This window comes from Curtobacterium sp. SL109, from assembly GCF_026672405.1.
In the GTDB taxonomy this organism is placed as follows: Bacteria; Actinomycetota; Actinomycetes; order Actinomycetales; family Microbacteriaceae; genus Curtobacterium.
The window spans coordinates 926,403-947,683 of sequence record NZ_JAPPRB010000002.1; the positions used below are offsets into that span (position 1 = coordinate 926,403).

A 21,281-nucleotide genomic window follows, 5' to 3' on the forward strand; every position below is an offset into this window, starting at 1 on the left:
TGTGTCCCCTCGGCGCTGAGGTTCTCGGATCCTCAGCGCCGACGGGGTCCTCGGGACGGGGGCACACCGGGGCGGCGGTAGGATCGGACCACGATCAACATGCCCGAAAGAGGTCTCGTGTCCGACTCCGTCGCCGACGCACACCAGCGCGCGCGGTACTGGCCGATCCCCGTGCTGCGGGCCGTCCCCGCCGCGGTGATCGCGATGGTCATCACCTTCTCGTCGAACCACGCGGCTGGCTACGGCCTGCTGCTGTTCGGCGTCTTCGCCATCGTCGACGGCGTGGTCGTCGGCATCGGCAGCGCCACCCGGCTGCGTGATGACCCGCGCTCGCGCCGCACCGCGCTCGTGCAGGCCGTCGTCAGCGTGGTGGCCGGTGCCGTCGGCATCGCCTGCAACGGGTTCGGGCTGCCGGCCTTCATCGCGGTGGTCGTCGCGTTCGCCGTCCTGACCGGTGCACTCGAACTCACGCAGGGCCTGCGGTCCCGCGGCCGGTCGCCGTTCTCGCGCGACTGGTCCACGATCGGCGGGCTCACCCTGCTGCTGGCGATCGCGTTCCTCCTGACGCCGCCGGACTACTCCCAGCAGCTCGGCGGGGTCGAGCGCGTGACCGGCACGCTCGACGCCTCGATCGTCCTCGTCGGCCTGCTCGGCGCCTACCTCGCCATCACGGCGGTCTTCCACGTGATCGCCGGCCTCTCGCACAAGTGGGGGACGACTGCTCCGGCAGTGTCCCCGGACGGAGCACCACACGCATGACCAACCCCAGCCGTCGTGACCGCATGCGCCCGGTCGAGCTCCTCGGGATCTCCGCGATCATCGCGGTGTTCACCGGGCTCGTCGTGCTGCTCTCGACGCGGGAGGTCATGCTCGCCCTGATCTTCCTCGGCATCGCGTTCATCGTGGTCGTGGTGGTCCTGGCGATGCTGCAGCTCGCCTCCACGAGCGACCAGGACGACAACGACATGCTCGGTGGTCACAAGACCCCGGGTGAAGGAGACGACGACGGCTTCCACTGACGTCCGGCGCCCCGCGCTGGGTGACCCAGCGCTCCCGGACCGGTACCGCCACCGGTACCTGATCCTCGCCGTCTGCTGCATGAGCCTGTTCATCGTCTCGATGGACGCCACCGTGGTGAACGTCGCGCTGCCCTCGATCGGACGCGAGCTCCACAGCAGCATCAGCGGTCTGCAGTGGACCATCGACGCCTACACGCTCGTGCTCGCCAGCCTCCTGATGCTCTCGGGCTCCACCGCCGACCGCATCGGACGCCGTCGCACCTTCCAGATCGGCCTCGCGCTGTTCACGCTCGGGTCGTTGCTCTGCTCGCTCGCGCCGAGCGTGGGGTGGCTCGTCGTCTTCCGCATGGTCCAGGCCGTCGGCGGCTCGATGATGAACCCGGTCGCGATGTCGATCATCACCGCGACGTTCGACGACGCCAAGGAACGTGCACGGGCCGTCGGCGTCTGGGGCGCGGTCGTGGGCGTCTCGATGGGGGTCGGCCCGCTCGTCGGCGGAGCACTCACGGACACCGTCGGGTGGCGGGCGATCTTCTGGATCAACGTGCCGATCGGCATCGCCGCGATCGTCCTGACCGCCCTGTTCGTCCCGGAGTCGCGCTCCCCGAAGCCCCGTCGTCTCGACCCGGTCGGGCAGCTGCTCGTCATCGTGCTGCTCGCGACCCTGGTCGGCGGACTCATCGAGGGGCCGCGCCTCGGCTGGACCTCACCCGGTGCGCTCGGGCTCTTCGTGGTGGCCGCCGGGTCCCTGGCGCTGCTGGTGACCGTCGAGCGTCGTCGCGCGGAGCCGCTCATCGACGTCCGGTTCTTCGGCAGCATCCCGTTCTCGTCCGCCGTGCTCACCGCGGTGGCGGCGTTCGGGGCGAACGGGGCGTTCCTGTTCCTCAACGCGCTCTACCTCCAAGAGGTCCGGGGCATGTCCCCGTTCGAGTCCGGCCTCTGGACGCTCCCCGCCGCCCTCGCCACCATGGTGATGTCGCCGGTGTCCGGGCGGCTCGTCGGGTCGTTCGGCACGCGCGTCCCCCTCGTGCTCGCGGGGATCGGCATCGGCGGTGCCGGAGCCGTCCTCACGACGATCGACGCCACCACACCGATGTGGGTGCTCGTCGTCGCCTTCGTGCTGTTCGGCTTCGGGTTCGGCATGGTGAACGCCCCGATCACGAACACCGCCGTCTCGGGCATGCCCCGCGCCCAGGCCGGGTCCGCCGCGGCCGTGGCCTCGACGAGTCGGCAGACCGGGGTGTCCCTCGGCGTCGCCCTCGCCGGCACGGTCACCGGTGCCAGCGCGGTCGCGAGCGTCGGAGCGGGGTTCGCGGTCGCCACACACGCCATGTGGTGGATCGTCGTCGGGATCGGTGTCGGCATCGTGGTGATCGGGTTCGTGGCGTCCTCCGCCGCTGCCCGGCGTTCCGTCGACCGGGTCGCGCCCCTGCTCGACGCCTGACCCGTCCGGGCCGCCCGGGCTGCCCGCGCGGTTCCGCCTGGCGTCGCACAACCGGAACCGGCTCGAACCGGGCACGTCCGTGGTTCGAGCGCACGTCGGTTGTGTGGCGCCGATCCGAACCACCCCGCCGCACCCGCGCCGTCCGCCCTCAGCGCCGCGCCCAGCGCCGCCCGCCTCAGCGCCGTGCGGCGACGATGTCCTGGGCGAGCGCCTGCGTCGCCCGGTTCGGCACCGGCGTCGTCCGCATCGCGAGCCCCACGCGCAGCGGGTCGACCTCGTCGTCGAGGTCGATCGCGACCCCCTCGTGCGCCGCACCCGAGTCCGGGACGACCCCCACGCCGAGCCCCGCCGTCGCGAACCGCACCACCGCCGGCATGTCGTTCATCTCCGCGACGATGCGCCGCCGGATCCCGAGCCGTTCGAGCGCCTGGTCGAGGATCACCCGGTTGCCGAAGCCGTGCGCCGTGTCGATGAACGGCTCGTCCGCCAACTCCGCCAGCGACACCGAGGCCCGTCCGGCGAGCGGGTGGTCCGTCGCGACGAACGCCCGGAACGGCATCTCGCGGAGGGGCTCCACGGTGATGCCGGCCGGCACGACGGGCAGGCCGCAGTAGGCCAGGTCGAGCCGTCCGGACGTCAGGTCCTGCACGAGCCCGGTCGTGCCCGACGGTGACGTCATGAGCTCGACGGCCACGAGCGGGTGTCGCTCCCGGAACGTCCGGAGCACCCCGATCAGGTCGACCACGTCCATGCTCGTGAAGATCCCCAGCCGCACCCGCCCGCGGAGCTCGGCGTCGGTCGCCGTCGCCAGGTCCTGCATCCGGTCGAGGGACTGCAGGACGGCCCTGGCGTGGGGGAGCAGGTCCTCGCCCGCCGTGGTGAGCACGAGCTGCCGGCCTGTGCGGTCGAACAGCCGGACGCCGAACGTCCGCTCCAGGCTCGCGATCCCCGCCGACACCGTCGACTGTGCTGCCCAGAGCCGTTCGGCGGCGCGGGTCACGGTGCCCTCGTCCGCGACGGCGACGAACTGTTCGAGCAGACGGGTCTCCATGCGTCCATCATCGATCAGGTCGATGGCGGACATCAAGGACATCCGTTCGACATGATGACCCGGCGGGACGACGATGGCACCATGTCAACCGTCACGGACAGCGCGGCGACGCCCACCGCTTCGACCCCCACCACACCCGACGACCGCGTGCCCGCTCCGCGCGGCCGGCGTTCGCACACCCGCCGTCGCCACGCGGCCGGTTTCTGGGCCGTCGCCGTCGCCTTCCTCGCGGTGATGGCCTTCGCGACCGTCCCTGCCCCGCTCTACGTGCTCTACCAGGCCCGTGACGGCTTCCCGACCTTCACGACGACCATCGTGTTCGCGGCCTACGGCGTCGGTGTCGTGGGGTCCCTCTGGCTCGCCGGCCACCTCAGCGACGTGCACGGGCGCAAGCCGCTCATCCTCGTCTCGATCGCCCTCGAGCTGGTCGCGGCCGTGCTGTTCCTCGTCTGGAACGACGTCAGCGGCCTCATCGTCGCCCGCTTCGTCACCGGTCTCGGCATCGGCACGCTGACCGCCACGGCGACCGCGCACCTCGGCGAGCTCCGGGTCCGTGCGACCGGTGACCCGCGCTCCGCGAAGAGCGCGAGCATCGCCGCCGGTGTCGTGAACCTCGGCGGCCTCTCGCTCGGCGCGCTCATCGGCGGCGCCCTGGCCGAGTTCGTCGGCGCCCCGCTGATGGTGCCCTACGCCGTGTTCGTCGTGCTGCTCGCCGTGTCGTTCATCGCGGTGCTCGCCGCCCCGGAGACCGTCGACCGTCCCGAGGAGCGCCCTCCCTACCGCCCGCAGCGCATCCAGGCCCCGGCGGGCAAGTCCGCCGCGTTCTGGGCAGCCGGCGTCGCCGCGTTCGCCGCCCTCGCGGTGCAGGGCCTGTTCACCTCGGTCGCACCGACCTTCCTCGGCACCACCTTCCACGTCACCGACCGGCTGGCCGCCGGTGCGACCACGTTCGGAGTCTTCGCCGCGAGTGCCCTCTCGCAGCTCGTCTTCGCCCGGCTCTCGCAGCGGGCCCAGATCCGCCTCGGCATGGTGCTGCTCGTCGGTGGCCTCGTGGTCCTCGCCGGTGCCGCCGTGGTCCTGCAGGTCGGCGGCTTCATCGGCGGCGGGGTCGTCGCTGGTGCCGGCGTCGGGCTGATCTTCCGCGCCGCGATCGGCAGCGCCGGCGAGCTGGCAGAACCGGGACAGCGCGGCGGCGTCCTCGCCGCCGTCTTCCTCATCGCCTACGCCGGGCTCACGGTGCCGGTCGTGGCGGTCGGGGCAGCGCTCCTGGTGCTCCCGACGCTCCCCGTCCTCATCGGGTACGTGGTGCTCGTCTCGGTGCTCGCCGTCGTCGCCGGCATCCGACTGGCCGCACGCGCCTGAGCCGCTCCGAGCCTCCGGTCCGGTGGGTCGTCCCCGGCCTGGAGGCCCGCCCCACCTCCGGCATACTGGCCGCATGCCGACGCAGCGCAACCGATCAGTCGTGGCCGGCCTGGCCGTCGTGGTGGCCGTCGGGCTCGTCGCCGGAGGGTTCGCCCTCGGCGCGCAGCGGAGCGGCGACGACCCGGTGACCAGCGCGACGACGGCTCCCGCGGCCGTGGCGACCGCCGACGGCACCGTGGTCATCGACCGTCGAGGGCCCGACCTGCCCGGGGACGACGTGCTGGCCTCGTGCGACCGGAGCAGCCGCGCCGAGGTCGGCCGGTACGACACCGCCGCGCTCGGGCAGGTCGTCCTGCAGTGCGGGAACAGCAGCCAGGGCTACGAGCACATCCGCGTGCGGCACACCGGCGACTGGCAGGACGTCCTCGCCGGGACGGGAGACCGCGACTGGGACGACGCCATGCTGACCGCGGTGAAGACCGCCGTGACGGCACCGCGGTCGGGCTTCCCCGTCGATGCGGGCGACGGCAAGGTCTGCTATGCCGCTCCCGTCCGGTTCGACGACGGCACGACGCCCTCGCCGGACGCCTTCGTGAAGGTCATCGTCTCCGCCACGACCGACCGCGTCATCACGGCCTACCCCACGCGCGACGACGACTGCTGACGCCCCGTCCCGCGCCGCCCTGCCGCCGCCCGCCCCCTCCGCCCCGGAACGACAAGCTCGACGTCGTACGACAGGGATGTTGTCGTTCGGAATCGGCTCGCCGCTCGCCGCTCGCCGCGCGCCGCACCCCCGCACCGCGCACCCCGCGGCACCGCCGTCCCTACGCGTGCACCTCGTGCTCGTGCAGTCGGTGCGACGCGGGCTCGAGCTGGAACGTCGAGTGCGCGACCGGCACGTCGAAGTGCTCCGCCACGCAGCGCTGCAGCTCGTCGAGGATCTCCGGCGCGTGCGACGTCGTGAAGCAGTGGTCGTCCACCACGACGTGCGCGGTGAGGTTCGGCACCCCGGTGGCGACGAGCGTGGCGTGCAGATCGTGCACGGCGATCACGTGTTCGAGTTCGAGGATGTGGAAGCGCACGTCCTCGAGGTCGAGGCCTGGCGGCGTGGCCTCGAGCAGGACGTTGGCTGTCTCGCGGAGCAGCCGGATCGCCCGGGGCAGGATGAGCGCCCCGATCACGAGGGCCGCGACCGAGTCGGCGCGGTCCCAGCCGGTGGCCCCGAGCACGATCGCGGCGATGATCACCGCGACGGAGCCGAGCGTGTCGTTGAGGACCTCGAGCCGCGCGGCCCGGGACGTGAAGTCCACGCCGGAGGCCCGCATCAGCACCGCGTACGCGACGAGGTTGCCCACCAGGCCGATCGCCCCGAAGACCAGCAGCGGCCCGGAGTGGATCTCCGCGGGGACGAACAACCGCTGCACGCCGGAGATGATCACGTACACGCCGACGGCGAGCAGGATCGCCGCCTGCGCCGTGGCCCCGAGCACCTCGGCCCGCTGGAAGCCCCACGTGCGCTGCGACGTGGGGGAGCGCCGCGCGAGCCGGACGGCGACGAGCCCGATCCCGATCCCACCGGTGTCCACGACCATGTGCCCGGCGTCGACGAGGAGCGCCAGGGACCCGGTCACGACGGCCCCGACGACCTCGGCCAGCAGGATCGTCGCGGAGATGCAGAACGCCACGAGCAGGGCGCGCTCGTTCGCACCGGCGTGCGCGTGCCCGTGGTCGTGTCCCATGCCCCCAATCGTAGGGAGCACGACTGACGACCTGCCAGGATCGTGCCCGTGACCGAATCGCCCTGGCAGCGCACCGTCGCACCCGAGGTCCTCGCCCGCCTGCACCCGCGCCTCCGCACGTACTTCGGCCCGATCCCGGCCGGTCACGTCGGTCGCGGCGAGGGCGTGTTCACCGTGGTCGGCACCCCGCGGCGCTGGCTGTGGCCCGTCCTCGCGGTCCTCGCCCGCGCCTGCGTCCTGTTCCCGGTCTGGGAGGGCGACGTCCCCTTCGCCGTCGCGAACCGCCCGGTCCGCGTCGGTCGCGGGGACCCCGGCACCGGCCAGGAGGCCCAGCTCGCCGTCCGCGCGCACCGTACCTTCCGGTTCCGCTCCGGGGACCGCACGATGGTGGACGCGATCGCCGCCGGACCGCACGGGCTGGTCGACCACCTCGGTCGCCGCGGGCGCGTCAGCGCCGACCTGCGGGCGGAGGTGGACGCGCACGGGCCGGACGCCGGCGTCCTGCGCCTGGTCTCCACACGTGTGTCGTTCCGTGCGCTGGGTCGGGAGTGGAGCCTCCCGGCCCTCCTCGCCCCGCGGGTCACGCTCACGGAACGATTCGATGACGAAGCCGACCGCCAGCGCGTGTCCCTGGTGCTCGCGGCGCCGATCCTCGGCACGCTGTACCGGTACGAGGGGGCGTTCCGGTACGCGATCGCGCCGGGGCAGGACGGGGAGAACGATGACTGACGACAGCACCCAGACGACGAAGGGCCGTGCGGTGATCGCGGGGGCGAGCGGCTTCGTCGGGACGTACCTGCAGGACGCCTTCCGCGACGAGGGCTACGAGGTCGTCACGATCGGCCGCACCGGCGACGCGGTCTGGGGCAACACGCTCCGGGTCCGAGAACTCGTGGACGGTGCCGCGATCGTCGTGAACATGGCGGGCAAGAGCGTCAACTGCCGCTACGGCCGCCGCAACCGGGCGGAGATCATCCGCTCGCGCGTCGACACCACGCTCGAGCTCGCCGAGGCCATCCGCACGTCCGAGCACCCGACGCCGCTGTGGCTGAACGCCTCGACCGCCACCATCTACCGGCACGCCGACGACCGCCCGCAGGACGAGGCGACGGGTGAGCTCGGCGAGGGCTTCTCGGTCGGGGTCGCCCGCGCATGGGAGGACGCCCTGTTCGCCGCCGACCTGCCCGGTACCCGTCGTGTCGCGCTCCGGATGGCGATCGTCCTCGGGGACGGCAGCGCGCTGGTCCCGCTCCTCCGGCTCGCACAGGCGGGGCTCGGCGGACCGCAGCACGACGGCCCCTGGTTCCCGACCCCGGCGCGGCTGACCGCGGGGACGTACCACCACGACCGCCACACCCACGGGCGACAGCGCTTCAGCTGGGTGCACATCGCCGACGTCCTCGGCGCGATCCGGTTCATCCGTGACCACGACGACCTCGACGGCGCGGTGAACGTGACGAGCCCGAACCCGTCCGACAACCGCACGGTGATGGCCACGATCCGGGAGGCCGTCGGGCGGCGCTTCGGACTACCGACCTGGCGGTGGATGCTCGAGCTCGGGTCGTTCGCGATCCGCACCGAGACCGAACTCGTGCTGAAGAGCCGGTGGGTGGTGCCGACGCGCCTCGTGCAGGCCGGCTACGAGTTCCGGTACCCGCTGCTCCACGGGGCGCTCGCGGACATCATCGCGGACCGTCGGGCCCACCGGGGCTGACAGCGGCGGGTCCGGCGGCGGCGGGCTCGGCAACGGGTGCATCGATGGAGCAGGAATCGTCGCCCGGGTCGAGCGCACGCGACGATCGCTGCTCCCTGGACGGAGCAGACGAGCCAGACGGAGCCGACGTGCGCAGGCGCGGCGTGCGCGACGCCCACAGCACCCCGCCGACGACGACCACGCCCGCGAGGACCTCGACCACGTCGGGCACCTCGCCGAACGCCAGCCACGACGCCAGCACCCCGACCACGGGGACGAGCATCGAGAACGGTGCGACGGTGCTCGACGGGTACCGCGACATCAGCCGCGTCCACAGGCCGTAGCCGACGAGCGACGCCACGAGCACGATGTAGAGCAGCCCGAGGTCGGCGGGCAGCGCGTCGAGCGTGAAGGCCGTCCCGAGCGCCTGCCCCATCCGCACCGGCCCCTCGACGACGAACGACAGCACGGCCATCGGGATCGGCGGCACCACCGACCACCACAGCGTCAGGTGCAGCCCGTTCGGCGCCCCGGCCTTCCGTGTCGCCACGTTCCCGATCGCCCACCCGAGTGCCCCGCAGAGCGCCAGCACGACGGGCAGCAGCGCGGCCGTCTGCGAGCGGTGCACGGCGATCGCGGCGAGGGCCAGGACCGCGATCGTCACGCCGACGACCTGCCGCCGGGTCAGCCGCTCGCGCAGGAACACCCCGGCGAGCACGACGGTGAACGGCGCCGAGGCCTGCAACACGAGCGAGGCCAGCCCGGACGGCATCCCCGACGCCATGCTGAGGTAGAGGAACGCGAACTGCAGCACCCCGAGCGTCGCACCGACGAGCACGAGCATCCGGAACGGGATCGGCGGGCGCGGCACGAACAGCAGCGTCGGGACCGCCAGCAGCGTGAACCGCACCGCGGCGAGCAGGAACGGCGGCCAGTGCTCGAGCGCGATCGCCGTCGCCGGGAAGTTCAGGCCCCAGACCACGGCGACGGTCAGGGCGAGGAGGCGGTCGCGGAGCAGCACCCTCCGATGCTCCCGCAGCCCGGGTGGTAGCACCAGCGAACACTTCGACACCGACGTTGTAGGGTCCCTGCATGGTCGGCTTCGACGTCACGCTGCTCCCCGTCCTCCGCGAGCTCGACGAGCGCGGGTCCGTCACCGCCGTCGCCGCTGCCACCCACCGCACCCCGAGCGCGGTGTCGCAGCAGCTGCAGACCCTCCAGCGCCAGGTCGGCGTCCCGCTCGTCGAACGCGTCGGCCGCGGGGTCCGGCTCACCGAGCACGGTCAGGTGCTCGCGGGGCTGGCCGGTGTGGTGGCCACCGCGGTCGCCACCGTCGATGCCGCCTGGCAGGAGCACCTCGGGGGAGCGTCGGGCGTCGTCGACCTGGCGATCTTCCCGTCGGCCGCCGAGCTGCTGCTGCCGGGTCTGCTCGACCGGATGCGGGAGCACCCCGCGATCGACCTGGTGCTCTCCGACGTCGACGTCAGCGAGGACGGCTTCGCCCCGCTCACCGCCGACCACGACGTCGTGGTGGGCCACCGCCCGGACGGGTCGTCCCCGCCGCACCGGCAGGCCCTCGAGACCGTCCCGCTGCTCCGGGAACCGCTCGACGTCGCCCTGCCCGAGGGGCACCGGCTCGCCGACCGTGCCCGCGTGGGCATCGACGACGTCGTGGACGAGACGTGGATCGGCGTACCGCGCGACTACCCGATCGACCGCGTGCTGACCGCCATGGCCGCTGCTCGGGACACCCCGCCGTCCGTCGCGTTCCGCACGATCCACCTGCCCGTCATCGAGAACCTGGTGGCGGCGGGCCACGGGATCGCGCTCGTCCCCCGGTACACGTCGCGCACGCGGGCGCCGGGGCGCTTCCACCTGGCGGAGCTCGCGGACGTCCGCGCGGGACGCCGCATCGAGGCGCTCGTCCGACCGGACCATGCCGTCCGCCCCGTGGTCCGCACCGTCCTGGAGGCCCTGGTCGCCACCGCCCTGGACGTCACCACCTGAGCCGGTGACGTCCCCGACGGGGCCGGGCCGAGCCTCCTGCCCGGAGGGTCACCGGTCCCGCCGCCGTCCTCAGACGTCGAGGTGGTCGACCAGCTCGTCTGCCAGGCCCGTGTAGGTCCCCGGCGTGAGGTTCGTCAGCCGGGCCTTCGCGCCGTCCGAGATGTCCAGGCCGTTGACGAACGCGACGAGGTCCTGCTGGCTGACGCGCTTGCCCCGTGTGAGCTCCTTGAGCATCGCGTACGGGTCCTCGATGTCGGACTGCCCGGCGGTGACCTCGGCGCGGATGACCGTCTGGATCGCCTCGCCGAGCACCTCCCAGTTGCCGTCGAGGTCGGCGGCCAGGCGCTCGTGGTTCGCCGCGATCTCGCCGAGCCCGCGCCGCAGGTTGTCGAGCGCGAGCAGCGAGTGCCCGAACGCGACGCCGACGTTGCGCTGCGTCGTGGAGTCGGTCAGGTCGCGCTGCAGACGGCTCGTGACGAGCGTCTCCGACAGCGTGGAGAACAGCGCGGACGAGATCTCGAGGTTCGCCTCGGCGTTCTCGAACCGGATCGGGTTGATCTTGTGCGGCATCGTCGACGACCCGGTGGCCCCGGCGACCGGGATCTGCGTGAAGTACCCCATCGAGATGTAGGTCCACACGTCGGTCGCCAGGTTGTGCAGGATGCGGTTGGCGTGCCGGACGCGGTCGTAGAGCTCCGCCTGCCAGTCGTGCGACTCGATCTGCGTCGTGAGCGGGTTCCACGTCAGGCCGAGGCCCTCGACGAACTCGCGCGACAGCGTGGGCCAGTCGGCCTCGGGGTCGGCGGCGAGGTGCGCCGAGAAGGTGCCCGTCGCGCCGGAGAACTTGCCGAGGTACTCGCCGCCCTCGACCTGCGCCAGCACGCGCTCGAGGCGGTAGACGACCACCGCGAGCTCCTTGCCCAGCGTGGTCGGGGTGGCGGGCTGTCCGTGCGTGTGCGAGAGCATCGGGACGCTCCGCAGCTCGAGCGCCAGGTCCCGCAGGCGTGCGATGACGGCGCGGAAGCCCGGCAGCCAGACCTGGGCGACGGCGTCCTTGATGGTGAGCGCGTAGGAGAGGTTGTTGACGTCCTCGCTCGTGCACGCGAAGTGCGTCAGCTCGGCGATGGCGTCCAGGCCGAGCTCCGACAGCCGGCGACGGACGAAGTACTCGACCGCCTTGACGTCGTGCCGGGTCGTGGCCTCGATCTCGGCGAGTTCGGCGATCTCCGCCTGCCCGAAGTCGGTGACGACGGCGCGGAGGGCGGCCTTGTCGTCGACGCTGAGCGGCGACGTGGTGAACATCGCGTGGTCGGTGAGGAAGATCAGCCACTCGACCTCGACGGAGACGCGCGCACGGTTGAGGCCCGCCTCGGACAGGTGCTCACCCACCGTGTGCACGACCGGGTAGTACCGCCCGTCGAGGGGGCTGATCGGCTGCGGGGGAAGGGGGGTCATGGTGCTCCCTGGCGGACTGCCGGTTCGATCTGGTGGAAGAGTGCGCGGCACGCCCGTTCGACCGTGGACAGGACCCGGTCGAACTCGTGTCGGTCCGCGTAGTACGGGTCCGGCACGTCGGCCTGTTCCGGCCAGGAGTCGTCGTACCGCAGCAGGAGCGTCACCTTGGCGGCGTCGTCCATGGTCGGCGCCCACGACCGCAGGATGCGCTCGTGGGAACGGTCGAGTGCGACCACCAGGTCGAGGTCCGGGAACCGGTCCGGGTCGAACTGACGGGCGCGATGCCTGCTGCCATCGTATCCGCGCGCCGCGAGTGCTGCGATCGTCCGCTCGTCCGCCGGTTCGCCGACGTGCCAGTCACCGGTGCCGGCGGACTGCACCTGGAAGCGGTCGCTCATGCCGGCGTCCTCGACGATCCGGGCGAAGACGATCTCCGCCATCGGGGACCGGCAGATGTTGCCGCTGCAGACGAACGAGACGCGGAAGGGCGACGGGGCGCCGGCGTCCGTGGTCATCTGCTCATCATGGCGCACGGCGTCGTGCCCCGGGCCCGTCAAGCGCGGGGGCGGCTCAGCACCGGGCGGGCGACCAGGCCGATCAGCCAGGCGAAGACGGCGAGCACGAAGGCCCCGACGATGCCCCAGCCGAACGAGTCGACCTCGAGCCCGAAGCCGATGCTCGTCGAGATCCCGGCGACGATGAGCAGCAGGATCGCGTTCACCACGAAGGAGATGAGCCCGAGGGTCAGGATGTAGATCGGGAAGGCCACGATCCGGATCAGCGTGCCGATGACGGCGTTGACGAGCCCGAAGACGAACGCGACGAGCAGGAAGGTCAGCACGGTCTCGACGGTGCCGCCCTCGCCGAAGGGCGTGACGGAGACACCGCTGACGATGAGCGTGGTGAGCCAGAGCGCGACGGCGTTGATGACGAGGCGGACGAGGAATCGCATGCGTCCATGATGCCTGGTAGCCGCTCGGTAGGCTGATGTCGTGACCGATCAGCCCGTGCACATCCGCCCCGAGATCGCGGTGCTCCCCGCCTACAAGCAGGGACGCCAGGCCGCTGCCGACGCCTTCAAGCTGTCCAGCAACGAGAACCCCTTCCCGCCGCTCCCCGGCGTCGTCGAGGCCGTGCAGGCGCAGACCGCGTTCAACCGCTACCCGGACGCCTCGGCGATCGCGCTCCGCGCCGTCCTCGCGAACCGCTTCGGCGTGACGGTGGACGAGGTCCACGTCGCCCCGGGCAGCGTCGCGATCCTGCACGAGCTCGCGAAGGCCACGTCCGGCCCGGGCGACGAGGTCGTCTACGCCTGGCGGTCGTTCGAGGCCTACCCCGGCGTCGTCACCGTCGCGGGTGCCACGAGCGTGCAGGTGCCGAACCGGGCCGACGGCGGGCACGACCTCGACGCCATGGCCGCTGCCGTCACCGAGCGCACCCGCATCGTGATCGTGTGCACCCCGAACAACCCGACCGGCCCGATCGTCACCGCGGCCGAGTTCGACGCCTTCATGGCGCGGGTGCCGGCGACCGTCCTGGTGGTGCTCGACGAGGCCTACGCCGAGTTCGTCACCGACCCCGACGCCGTCCGCGGTGTCCCGCTGCTGGAGCGCTACCAGAACCTCGTCGTCCTCCGGACCTTCTCCAAGGCGTACGGCCTGGCCGGTCTGCGCGTCGGGTACGCGCTCGGACCGGCATACGTCCTCGACGCCGTGCGCGCGTGCGCGATCCCCTTGTCCGTCACCGCGCAGGGGCAGGCGGCCGCACTGGCCAGCCTCGAGCGCGAGTCCGAGCTGCTGGAACGCGTCACGCACCTGACGGAACGGCGTGACCGCATCGTCTCCGAGCTCCGCGCGCAGGGCTGGGACGTGCCGGACGCCCAGGGCAACTTCGTGTGGCTGCCGACGGGGGACCACACCGCCCACGCCACGGAGCAGTTCGAGCACGCGGGCATCATCGTCCGGGCCTTCGGGAACGAGGGGCTCCGCATCTCGATCGGCGAGCACGAGGCTGTCGGGAAGCTCCTCGAAACGGCCCGTTCACTTGTCGGGGGACTCACAACGGCCGGCCCAGCCCGGCCGCTACGCTGACCCGCATGTCCTTCCACGCCGCGGCCCCCGCGACGACCATCGTCCGGCTCCTCGACACCGAGGGCCGGTTCGTGGAGACCGACGAGAACGCTGAATTCGCGGCGATCGCCACGGCCCTCCCCGACGAGACGCTGCTCGCCATGCACCGCCAGATGGTGCTCACCCGCCGCTTCGACCACGCTGCCGGCAACCTGCAGCGCACCGGGCAGCTCGGCCTGTGGGCACCGAGTCACGGGCAGGAAGCCGCCCAGGTCGGTTCGGCCTTCGCGCTCCGCCCCCAGGACCACCTCTTCCCCTCCTACCGCGAGCACGCCGTCGTCCTGCAGCGCGGGGTGGAGCCGATGGAGATCATCTCGCTCTTCCGCGGCCAGGCCCACGGCAACTGGGACCCGGACGCCCGCGGCAACACGCACGTCTACACGCTCGTCATCGGCGCGCAGACCCTGCACGCCACGGGCTACGCCATCGGGCAGGCGCTCGACGGCGTCGTCGGCACGGGTGACCCCGACGTCGACGAGTGCTCGATCGTGTACTTCGGCGACGGCGCCACGAGCCAGGGCGACGTGAACGAGGCCTACGTCTTCGCCGCGTCCCACGAGGCCCCGGTCGTCTTCTTCCTGCAGAACAACCACTGGGCGATCTCCGTGCCGGTGTCGGTGCAGTCCCCGACCCCGCTCGTCGACCGCCCGCGCGGCTTCGGCATCCCGAGCGTCAAGGTCGACGGAAACGACGTCCTCGCCTCGTACGCGGTGAGCGCGGTCGCCACCGAGCACGCCCGCAGCGGCCAGGGCCCGGCGTTCATCGAGGCCGAGACCTACCGCATCGGCGCCCACACGAGCTCCGACGACCCCACGCGCTACCGCGGCGACGACGAGCTCGCCGACTGGGTCGCCCGTGACCCGATCACCCGCTCCGAGGCCTACCTCCGCAGCCGTGGCGCCACCGACGCCCAGTTCGCGGAGTTCGAGGCCGAGGGCGAGCAGATCGCCGCCGACATCCGCGCGAAGACGTCGGCACTGCAGGCACCCCCGATGGACGCCATGTTCGACAACGTCTACCGCGAGCAGCACCCGCGCATCGACGAGCAGCGCGCCTGGCTGCACGACTACGAGTCCGCCCAGGACGCAGGAGCCTCCGCATGACCACCACCGAGCAGCTCGTCGACTACACGCTCCGGTCGCACCCCGGCGCCGGCGAGGTCCCCGCGGACCCCACCCCCACCATCCCGATGGCCAAGGCGTTGAACGCCGGGCTCGCCGCGGCGATGGCCGCCGACGACAAGGTCCTGCTCATGGGCGAGGACATCGGCCGGTTGGGCGGCGTCTTCCGCATCACCGAGGGCCTGCAGGAGCGCTTCGGCGCCGAGCGCGTCCGGGACACCCCGCTCGCCGAGTCGGGCATCGTCGGCACCGCGATCGGCATGGCGCTGCGCGGCTACCGCCCGGTCATCGAGATCCAGTTCGACGGCTTCGTCTGGCCGGCGTTCAACCAGATCACCTCGCAGCTCGCGAAGATGGCGAACCGGCTGCCGGCGCACATGTCGCTCCCGGTCGTCATCCGCATCCCCTACGGCGGCCACATCGGTGCGATCGAGCACCACCAGGAGAGCCCCGAGGCGTACTTCGCGCACACCCCGGGTCTCCGCGTGGTCAGCCCGAGCACGCCGAACGACGCCTACTGGATGATCCAAGAGGCGATCGCGTCGAACGACCCCGTCGTCTTCATGGAGCCGAAGTCGCGCTACTGGCCGAAGGGCCAGGTCGACATGGTCGACGGCCACGTGCCGATGCACACCACCCGCGTCGCCCGCACCGGCACCGAGGTCACCCTCGTCGGGCACGGCGCCATGGTCGCGACCCTGATGCAGGCCGCCGACATCGCCGAGGCCGAGGGCACCAGCTGCGAGGTCGTCGACCTCCGCTCGATCTCGCCGATCGACTGGGAGCCGCTGCTCGCATCGGTCCGCAAGACCGGCCGGCTGGTCGTCGCGCAGGAAGCCAGCGAGTTCGTCAGCGTCGGCAGCGAGATCGCCGCGACCGTCGCGGAGCGCGCCTTCTACACGCTGCAGGCGCCGCCGCTGCGGGTGTCCGGGTTCGACATCCCGTTCCCGCAGTCGAAGCTCGAGCACCACCACCTCCCGGACGCCGACCGCGTCCTCGAGGCCGTGGACCGCGCGCTCGCCTACTGACCCGGTCCGTCCGGACCATCTCTCCACCGCACGACCGACCGCCGAAGGAGCCGACGTGGCCGTCGCCGAATTCCCCCTCCCCGACGTGGGCGAAGGCCTCAACGAGGCCGAGATCGTCCAGTGGCGCGTCGCGATCGGTGACGCCGTGGCCGTCGACCAGGTCCTCGTGGAGATCGAGACCGCGAAGTCGCTGGTCGAGCTGCCGTCCCCGTTCGCGGGCACGGTGACCGGTCTGCTCGTCGCCGAGGGCGACACCGTCGAGGTCGGCCGCCCGATCATCCGGGTCGAGTCCGGTGCGTCCGTCCCCGCCACCGCGGAACAGCCTGGGCCCACGCCGCCGGTGCCTGACCGACGCGCCAGCGGCGGGCAGGCCGTGCCGGTGGGGGGAGGCCCCGCCCCCGTCGCCGACGCCGCCCCGGTCTCGCCCGTGGTCGCGCCCAGTGCCCCGGTCGCCTCCGCCCCGCCCGTCGAGGTCCCCGCCCGCGTGGCCGTTCCCGCTCCGGCAGCGGCGACGCCCGCCCGTGCCACCGCACCGACGCCCGCGCCCGCTGCCACCCCCGCGCCCACCGAGTCCCGCATGCCGGCCTCGCTGCCTGCAGCCGAGGGCGCGTCCGTCGTCGGCACCGACGAGTCCTCCGGCGCCGTCCTGGTCGGGTACGGCTCCGCGACCAGCGCACCCTCCCGTCGCAAGCCGGGTGCCCGCCGGGCTGCAGCCGCTGCTGCCCAGGCGAACCGAGCCTCCAGTCGTGAGACCGACCTGGTCGTGACCGACGAGGGCGAGGCGACCACCGCCGACGCCGTCGCCGCGCAGGGACAGCGTCCCGCGCGGCCGTCGATGCCCGCCGTGATGGCGAAGCCGCCGATCCGGAAGCTGGCGAAGGACCTCGACGTCGACCTCGCGATCGTGGTGCCGACCGGCCTGTCCGGCGAGGTCACCCGCGACGACGTGATCCGGCACGCCCAACAGGCCAGCGTCTTCCGCAACATCGAGACGCCCGAGTGGGGTGACGTCCGCCAGGAGACGATCCCGGTGAAGGGCGTGCGGAAGGCGATCGCGACGGCGATGACCACGTCGGCGTTCACCGCACCGCACGTGTCCCTGTTCGTCGACGTCGACGCGACCCGCACGATGGAGTTCGTCAAGCGGCTCAAGGCGTCGCCGACGTTCGCCGGCGTCAAGGTCTCGCCGCTGCTCATCATGGCGAAGGCCGTGATCTGGGCCGTCCGCCGCAACCGCTCGGTCAACTCGTCGTGGACCGACCGCGAGATCATCGTGCACCACTTCGTCAACCTCGGCATCGCGGCGGCGACCCCGCGCGGGTTGATCGTGCCGAACATCAAGGACGCCCAGGACATGTCGCTGCTCGAGCTGGCCAAGGCCCTCGAGGAGATGACCATCACCGCCCGCGACGGCAAGACCAGCCCGGCGCAGATGGCCGACGGCACGATCACCGTGACGAACATCGGCGTGTTCGGGATGGACACCGGCACGCCGATCCTCAACCCGGGGCAGGTCGCGATCGTCGCCATGGGCACGATCAAGCCGAAGCCGTGGGTCGTCGACGGCGACGTCCGCTCGCGCATGGTGACCACGATCGGCGCCTCGTTCGACCACCGCGTGGTGGACGGAGACGTCGCGTCGCGGTTCGTGCACGACGTGGCCTCGGTCATCGAGGAGCCGGCGCTCCTGCTCGACTAGCGGTCCGCTGGTCGCGGCGGGTCCTCACGCACACGCGTCGACGCCGCGCGTCCTCCCGTGCGGCGCGGGTCCTCCCGTGCGCAGCAAATCGTTTCGCGCGAGGGGGGTCGTTCCTTCCGACCCGCAACGCGCGAAAGCGCTCCCCATGGCGCGCGGTGTGGGAAACAACGCCTGGTGTCCGCGCGCGCGTCGGCGGCGTCCTACGGGGTCGGGGGCACGTCGCCGGTGAGGACCACCCGCTGTGCGGCGGTGTTCCACGTGTAGGTCGCTCGCGTCGTGCCGCTCGGGGCCGCGTTCGGGTCCGTCGCGGTCGCGTACCGGTAGGTGACGTCGATCGCGGCGTCCGAGGAGCGCGCGACCTGCGGCTCGAACGGGTACTGGACCTTCGTGGCGGTCCCGAGGTACGTGCCCTGGTGGAAGAGCAGCACGGCGTACGGCGAGCTGGCCGTGCCCTCGGCGAGGGGGACGACGGCCCAGGACAGCGCGGTGCACGCGTCGTAGCCGCTGACGTCCGCGGCCGAGGCGTCCCACCGCGCATCGGGCAACCCGGACGGGGCCGCGAGGCGTGCGACGGCCGCTCCGACCACCGTGGCGCCGTCGGTGGGACCGCAGGTCGGGGTGGGTGCCGTGTCCGTCGGCGCCGTGCTCGTGGGGTCCGCGGACGGCGCCGACGTCGGGGCCGTCGTGCCGGTCGGGGCTGCGTTCGACGACGGCCGGTCGGGTGGCGGTGATGCGGGGGACTCGGTCGGACCGGCGGTGCAGCCGGTCACCGCCAGGGCCAGTGTCGCGGCGAGGAGGAGCCCGGTCGTCGTCGTGGAGCGCATGCCGACCACCATGCCCGGCGCGAGCTGGCCGGTGTCGAGGGTGTTGCCAGGTCGGATGTCGTCTGCGATCGTCCGCGTGGTGTTCACGCGGATGTCGGCGGTCGGGGCGATGATCATCACATGGTCCACCAGCTCCTGATGCCCCCACAGGAGATCCGAACGGGTCGCCTGGTGCTCACACCGGTCACGCCGTCCGACGTCGACGCCGTGCACGCGGTGTTCTCCGACGCCCGCACGTGGACTCATTTGCCCTCTGGACGGCACACCTCACGCGCGATGACGCAGGACCTCGTCCAGCGCAAGATCGGTGGGCGAGCGCGGCACGGCCTCGGGTCGTGGACAGCACGCTCGATCGACACCGGCGACGTCGTCGGTGTCGGCGGCGTGGACATGACCGCCGGTGGCGTCTGGAACCTCGGCTACCGGCTCGCGCCCGAGTCATGGGGCAAGGGCTACGCGACCGAGATCGCCCAGGCTGCCGTCACGGCCGCCTGCGACACCGCCCCGGGCGTCCCCGTCACGGGCCGGGTCCTGACGAACAACCCCGCGTCCGCTCGGGTGCTCGCGCGCGCCGGGCTCTCGCTCGTGTGGCGGGGCACCACGGCTGCGCCGACCCCCGCGGGCGTGGAGCGCCAGGTCTGGTCCGACCGGGCGCTGTCGTCCGAGCAGGTCGACTGGCTCGTCGCGAACGCCTGATCCCCGCCGGTCAGTCGATCCGGCCGCTGTCCTGGGCCTGGCCGGCGATCACCGCGGCGACCGCGGCGCACAGCACGAGTGTGAGTGCGGCGACCCAGCAGGCATCCCCCCGCGCGACCGTCAGCAGGAGCGTCGTCACGAGGACCACTGCCCCCACGGTGCCGAGTCGGATCGCGGTCATGCGTCCCATCGAAGCGGAGTGCCCGCCGTCGGGCATCGGCCGGACGGATGAACTCACGGGGTGCGGCATCGACGCGCGGAGGGTGACTCGGTAGTCTGAGAACAACTGGTCATGTCCGCCCATGACCAGTCACCGAACCACCGCGATGGAGCACGAGGAGCCGATGACGACCCGCATCACCGAGGGTGCCGAGCCGAAGCACCAGCAGCTCCGGCGCATCCTGCTCGAGCTCGCGACCGTCCGCCTGGCTCCGGGTGCGGCGATCCCCTCGGAGCGGCAGCTCATCGCCGAGTACGGCGTCTCGCGGATCACGGTGCGCGAGGCCCTCGGTCAGCTCGTCAACGAGGGCTACCTCGAACGGGTCCGCGGCAAGGGCACGTTCGTCGCTCACCGCCCGGTGCAGTCGACGCTGCACCTGGCCTCGTTCACCGAGGAGATGCGGGCGATGGGGCACGTGCCCACCACCGTGGTGCTCATCCGCGAGGAACGGGTGCCCCCGTCCGACACCGCCGCGGCCCTGCGGCTGGGTGAGCACGACACGGCGTACCACCTGAAGCGCCTGCGGATGGCCGACGGTGCCCCGGTGTCCATCGACGACGCCTGGCTCGCGGCGGACGCGTTCCCCGGGCTGCTCGAGCACGACCTGTCCGGGTCGGTGTACTCGATCGTCGCGAACGAGTACGGGCTGCCCATCGACCGGGCACAGCAGACCGTGGCCGCGAAGTCCGCGGCGGACGACGTCGCGACCCTGCTCGGGACGAAGACGGGCGCCCCCGTGCTGGAGTTCGACCGGGTGTCCTACGCGGGGGATCGCCCCGTGGAGCACGCCCGCTCGTGGTACCGGTCCGACCGCTACCGCGTGCAGATGGAGGTCACGGCCACACAGGTCGCGTGACCCCTGGTGCGCATGGTGTCCGCGCCCGGCGGCCCGCCCGGCGAGTCTCGGCCTGCCGGACACTTCCGCGGGCGTCGACCCGCGAAGGTGTCCGCAGCGCCGAGTCTCGGCGCAGGGGCAGCGCGCCCACCCGGCAGGCCGGCCGCGGCCGGCGCCGACCGGCTGCCGACCGGCTGCCGACCGGCAGCCGACCGGCGGCCGCTAGACCGTGAAGAGCGTGTCGCCCTCGGCGACGGTGGTGCCGACGGCGTCCTGCGCGACGGAGTCCGCGGCAGAGCCGAGCACGACGACCGGGCACACCGGCGAGTAGCCGGCGGCGGTGATCGTGGCGGGGGTGAACCGGACGACGGGGTCCCCGGCGGCGACGGTGGCACCCTCGGCGACCAGGAGCTCGAAGCCCTCGCCGGCCATCTTCACGGTGTCGATGCCCACGTGCACGAGCAGGTCCGTGCCAGCCGAGCCCTGCATCGCGAAGGCGTGCGGGTGGAGCTTGACGATGGTGCCGTCGACCGGTGCCACCGCGGTGACCGTGCCGTCGACGCCCGTCGGGTCGACCGCGACCCCGGCACCGACGAGCTGTCCGGCGAACACCGGGTCCGGCACGTCGGCGAGTGCGACGACCGGCCCGGCGAACGGCGTGCGGACAGCCGTCACAGCTCGTCCTGGATGTCCTGCGCGAGGTTGTCGGCGATCGGGCCGACGATGACCTGCCAGCCGGTGCCGCCACCGACGACGGCCTGGGCGCCGGCGGTCTTGAGTGCGTCCTTGTCGACGAGGTCGCCGTCCTCCACCTCGACGCGGAGGCGCGTGATGCAGCCCTCGACCTCTTCGATGTTGTCGGCTCCGCCGAGTGCGGCGATGATGTCGGCTGCCTTGATGTCGGCCATCTGTTTCCTCCTCGTTACGGCTTCGCGATCAGGTTGACAGTCAGTACACAG

General features: G+C 72.4%; 24 protein-coding genes. 14 read left to right on the plus strand and 10 right to left on the minus strand.

What is annotated here, in order from left to right; all coding sequences use genetic code 11:
- Positions 1-117: 117 nt before the first annotated feature.
- The 3 genes from OVA28_RS05885 to OVA28_RS05895 are packed head-to-tail and all read left to right on the plus strand — an operon-like array spanning position 118 to position 2,463.
- Positions 118-759, plus strand: a complete 642-nt coding sequence (locus OVA28_RS05885; protein ID WP_268096147.1) for a DUF308 domain-containing protein — start codon at positions 118-120, stop codon at positions 757-759.
- Positions 756-1,019, plus strand: coding sequence for a hypothetical protein (locus OVA28_RS05890; protein ID WP_194659893.1), 264 nt, complete (start codon positions 756-758; stop codon positions 1,017-1,019). Before OVA28_RS05885 ends, OVA28_RS05890 begins: the two co-directional genes overlap by 4 nt.
- A complete protein-coding gene (locus tag OVA28_RS05895; protein ID WP_442780768.1) occupies positions 991-2,463 on the plus strand; it encodes a DHA2 family efflux MFS transporter permease subunit in 1,473 nt (490 codons plus the stop codon). The genes OVA28_RS05890 and OVA28_RS05895 overlap by 29 nt, the downstream gene beginning before the upstream one ends.
- A 175-nt stretch (positions 2,464-2,638) precedes the next feature.
- Here the strand turns inward: OVA28_RS05895 and OVA28_RS05900 are convergent, their stop codons facing one another.
- The gene (locus tag OVA28_RS05900) at positions 2,639-3,514 is read right to left on the minus strand and encodes a LysR family transcriptional regulator (protein WP_268096148.1); all 876 of its coding nucleotides are present in this window, start codon (positions 3,512-3,514) and stop codon (positions 2,639-2,641) included.
- A gap of 81 nt (positions 3,515-3,595) precedes the next feature.
- Here OVA28_RS05900 and OVA28_RS05905 point away from each other — a divergent pair, with 81 nt between their 5' ends.
- Positions 3,596-4,876 carry an MFS transporter gene (locus tag OVA28_RS05905; RefSeq protein ID WP_268096149.1) on the plus strand — a complete coding sequence of 427 codons (1,281 nt, stop codon included), beginning with the start codon at positions 3,596-3,598 and terminating at the stop codon, positions 4,874-4,876.
- Positions 4,877-4,949: 73 nt separating this feature from the next.
- The gene (locus OVA28_RS05910) at positions 4,950-5,540 is read left to right on the plus strand and encodes a hypothetical protein (RefSeq protein ID WP_194659897.1); all 591 of its coding nucleotides are present in this window, start codon (positions 4,950-4,952) and stop codon (positions 5,538-5,540) included.
- A 160-nt stretch (positions 5,541-5,700) separates the two neighbouring features.
- On the opposite strand, the gene OVA28_RS05915 is transcribed toward OVA28_RS05910, so the two are convergent.
- Positions 5,701-6,615, minus strand: coding sequence for a cation diffusion facilitator family transporter (locus OVA28_RS05915; RefSeq protein ID WP_194659898.1), 915 nt, complete (start codon positions 6,613-6,615; stop codon positions 5,701-5,703).
- A gap of 48 nt (positions 6,616-6,663) precedes the next feature.
- On the opposite strand from OVA28_RS05915, the gene OVA28_RS05920 reads away from it, so the two are divergent.
- Together OVA28_RS05920 and OVA28_RS05925 are read left to right on the plus strand one after the other, a co-directional pair.
- Positions 6,664-7,344 (plus strand): DUF4166 domain-containing protein, encoded by a 681-nt coding sequence (locus tag OVA28_RS05920; protein ID WP_268096151.1) that lies wholly within the window; start codon positions 6,664-6,666, stop codon positions 7,342-7,344.
- Entirely contained in the window at positions 7,337-8,329 is a 993-nt protein-coding gene (locus OVA28_RS05925; RefSeq protein ID WP_268096152.1) for an epimerase, read from the plus strand. Before OVA28_RS05920 ends, OVA28_RS05925 begins: the two co-directional genes overlap by 8 nt.
- On the opposite strand, the gene OVA28_RS05930 is transcribed toward OVA28_RS05925, so the two are convergent.
- Positions 8,298-9,329 (minus strand): EamA family transporter, encoded by a 1,032-nt coding sequence (locus tag OVA28_RS05930; protein ID WP_268096153.1) that lies wholly within the window; start codon positions 9,327-9,329, stop codon positions 8,298-8,300. The two genes, OVA28_RS05925 and OVA28_RS05930, sit on opposite strands and share 32 nt — an antisense overlap.
- Before the next feature lie 71 nt (positions 9,330-9,400).
- On the opposite strand from OVA28_RS05930, the gene OVA28_RS05935 reads away from it, so the two are divergent.
- On the plus strand, positions 9,401-10,315 hold the full coding sequence (locus tag OVA28_RS05935; RefSeq protein WP_268096154.1) for a LysR family transcriptional regulator: 915 nt from the start codon (positions 9,401-9,403) through the stop codon (positions 10,313-10,315).
- Between the two features lie 69 nt (positions 10,316-10,384).
- Here OVA28_RS05935 and purB read toward each other — a convergent pair whose 3' ends face one another.
- The 3 genes from purB to OVA28_RS05950 are packed head-to-tail and all read right to left on the minus strand — an operon-like array spanning position 10,385 to position 12,722.
- The gene (purB, locus tag OVA28_RS05940; RefSeq protein ID WP_194659902.1) at positions 10,385-11,770 is read right to left on the minus strand and encodes an adenylosuccinate lyase; all 1,386 of its coding nucleotides are present in this window, start codon (positions 11,768-11,770) and stop codon (positions 10,385-10,387) included.
- The gene (locus OVA28_RS05945; RefSeq protein ID WP_194659903.1) at positions 11,767-12,285 is read right to left on the minus strand and encodes a low molecular weight protein-tyrosine-phosphatase; all 519 of its coding nucleotides are present in this window, start codon (positions 12,283-12,285) and stop codon (positions 11,767-11,769) included. The genes purB and OVA28_RS05945 overlap by 4 nt, the downstream gene beginning before the upstream one ends.
- Before the next feature lie 38 nt (positions 12,286-12,323).
- Positions 12,324-12,722: a phage holin family protein gene (locus OVA28_RS05950; RefSeq protein WP_194659904.1), complete on the minus strand. Its 399-nt coding sequence runs from the start codon at positions 12,720-12,722 to the stop codon at positions 12,324-12,326.
- A 40-nt stretch (positions 12,723-12,762) separates the two neighbouring features.
- Here OVA28_RS05950 and OVA28_RS05955 point away from each other — a divergent pair, with 40 nt between their 5' ends.
- From OVA28_RS05955 to OVA28_RS05970, 4 genes are all read left to right on the plus strand, one after another.
- A complete protein-coding gene (locus tag OVA28_RS05955) occupies positions 12,763-13,860 on the plus strand; it encodes a histidinol-phosphate transaminase (protein WP_268096155.1) in 1,098 nt (365 codons plus the stop codon).
- Positions 13,861-13,865: 5 nt separating this feature from the next.
- Positions 13,866-15,002, plus strand: a complete 1,137-nt coding sequence (locus OVA28_RS05960; protein WP_268096156.1) for a thiamine pyrophosphate-dependent dehydrogenase E1 component subunit alpha — start codon at positions 13,866-13,868, stop codon at positions 15,000-15,002.
- An 86-nt stretch (positions 15,003-15,088) separates the two neighbouring features.
- The gene (locus tag OVA28_RS05965) at positions 15,089-16,048 is read left to right on the plus strand and encodes an alpha-ketoacid dehydrogenase subunit beta (protein WP_194660179.1); all 960 of its coding nucleotides are present in this window, start codon (positions 15,089-15,091) and stop codon (positions 16,046-16,048) included.
- A 55-nt stretch (positions 16,049-16,103) separates the two neighbouring features.
- Positions 16,104-17,747, plus strand: coding sequence for a dihydrolipoamide acetyltransferase family protein (locus OVA28_RS05970; RefSeq protein ID WP_268096157.1), 1,644 nt, complete (start codon positions 16,104-16,106; stop codon positions 17,745-17,747).
- Between the two features lie 200 nt (positions 17,748-17,947).
- Here OVA28_RS05970 and OVA28_RS05975 read toward each other — a convergent pair whose 3' ends face one another.
- Positions 17,948-18,688: an LppP/LprE family lipoprotein gene (locus OVA28_RS05975; RefSeq protein WP_268096158.1), complete on the minus strand. Its 741-nt coding sequence runs from the start codon at positions 18,686-18,688 to the stop codon at positions 17,948-17,950.
- Positions 18,689-18,691: 3 nt separating this feature from the next.
- On the opposite strand from OVA28_RS05975, the gene OVA28_RS05980 reads away from it, so the two are divergent.
- Positions 18,692-19,267: a GNAT family N-acetyltransferase gene (locus OVA28_RS05980; protein ID WP_268096161.1), complete on the plus strand. Its 576-nt coding sequence runs from the start codon at positions 18,692-18,694 to the stop codon at positions 19,265-19,267.
- A 10-nt stretch (positions 19,268-19,277) separates the two neighbouring features.
- Here OVA28_RS05980 and OVA28_RS05985 read toward each other — a convergent pair whose 3' ends face one another.
- Complete coding sequence (locus OVA28_RS05985; protein WP_194659910.1) at positions 19,278-19,448, minus strand: hypothetical protein; 171 nt, start codon at positions 19,446-19,448, stop codon at positions 19,278-19,280.
- Positions 19,449-19,569: 121 nt separating this feature from the next.
- On the opposite strand from OVA28_RS05985, the gene OVA28_RS05990 reads away from it, so the two are divergent.
- Positions 19,570-20,343: a GntR family transcriptional regulator gene (locus tag OVA28_RS05990; protein WP_268096163.1), complete on the plus strand. Its 774-nt coding sequence runs from the start codon at positions 19,570-19,572 to the stop codon at positions 20,341-20,343.
- A gap of 201 nt (positions 20,344-20,544) precedes the next feature.
- Here the strand turns inward: OVA28_RS05990 and OVA28_RS05995 are convergent, their stop codons facing one another.
- Together OVA28_RS05995 and OVA28_RS06000 are read right to left on the minus strand one after the other, a co-directional pair.
- On the minus strand, positions 20,545-20,997 hold the full coding sequence (locus OVA28_RS05995) for a PTS sugar transporter subunit IIA (RefSeq protein WP_268096165.1): 453 nt from the start codon (positions 20,995-20,997) through the stop codon (positions 20,545-20,547).
- Entirely contained in the window at positions 20,994-21,230 is a 237-nt protein-coding gene (locus OVA28_RS06000) for a PTS transporter subunit EIIB (protein ID WP_071279534.1), read from the minus strand. The genes OVA28_RS05995 and OVA28_RS06000 overlap by 4 nt, the downstream gene beginning before the upstream one ends.
- Positions 21,231-21,281 lie beyond the last annotated feature (51 nt).

Bases quoted from the DNA above. Each gene is read 5' to 3' on its own strand.
- OVA28_RS05890 (WP_194659893.1), top strand. From the start codon at position 756: ATGACCAACCCCAGCCGTCGTGACCGCATGCGCCCGGTCGAGCTCCTC.
- OVA28_RS05900 (WP_268096148.1), bottom strand. From the start codon at position 3,514: ATGGAGACCCGTCTGCTCGAACAGTTCGTCGCCGTCGCGGACGAGGGC.
- OVA28_RS05905 (WP_268096149.1), top strand. From the start codon at position 3,596: ATGTCAACCGTCACGGACAGCGCGGCGACGCCCACCGCTTCGACCCCC.
- OVA28_RS05910 (WP_194659897.1), top strand. From the start codon at position 4,950: ATGCCGACGCAGCGCAACCGATCAGTCGTGGCCGGCCTGGCCGTCGTG.
- OVA28_RS05915 (WP_194659898.1), bottom strand. From the start codon at position 6,615: ATGGGACACGACCACGGGCACGCGCACGCCGGTGCGAACGAGCGCGCC.
- OVA28_RS05925 (WP_268096152.1), top strand. From the start codon at position 7,337: ATGACTGACGACAGCACCCAGACGACGAAGGGCCGTGCGGTGATCGCG.
- OVA28_RS05935 (WP_268096154.1), top strand. From the start codon at position 9,401: ATGGTCGGCTTCGACGTCACGCTGCTCCCCGTCCTCCGCGAGCTCGAC.
- purB (WP_194659902.1), bottom strand. From the start codon at position 11,770: ATGACCCCCCTTCCCCCGCAGCCGATCAGCCCCCTCGACGGGCGGTAC.
- OVA28_RS05945 (WP_194659903.1), bottom strand. From the start codon at position 12,285: ATGACCACGGACGCCGGCGCCCCGTCGCCCTTCCGCGTCTCGTTCGTC.
- OVA28_RS05950 (WP_194659904.1), bottom strand. From the start codon at position 12,722: ATGCGATTCCTCGTCCGCCTCGTCATCAACGCCGTCGCGCTCTGGCTC.
- OVA28_RS05960 (WP_268096156.1), top strand. From the start codon at position 13,866: ATGTCCTTCCACGCCGCGGCCCCCGCGACGACCATCGTCCGGCTCCTC.
- OVA28_RS05965 (WP_194660179.1), top strand. From the start codon at position 15,089: ATGGCCAAGGCGTTGAACGCCGGGCTCGCCGCGGCGATGGCCGCCGAC.
- OVA28_RS05975 (WP_268096158.1), bottom strand. From the start codon at position 18,688: ATGATCATCGCCCCGACCGCCGACATCCGCGTGAACACCACGCGGACG.
- OVA28_RS05980 (WP_268096161.1), top strand. From the start codon at position 18,692: ATGGTCCACCAGCTCCTGATGCCCCCACAGGAGATCCGAACGGGTCGC.
- OVA28_RS05985 (WP_194659910.1), bottom strand. From the start codon at position 19,448: ATGACCGCGATCCGACTCGGCACCGTGGGGGCAGTGGTCCTCGTGACG.
- OVA28_RS05990 (WP_268096163.1), top strand. From the start codon at position 19,570: ATGACCAGTCACCGAACCACCGCGATGGAGCACGAGGAGCCGATGACG.
- OVA28_RS06000 (WP_071279534.1), bottom strand. From the start codon at position 21,230: ATGGCCGACATCAAGGCAGCCGACATCATCGCCGCACTCGGCGGAGCC.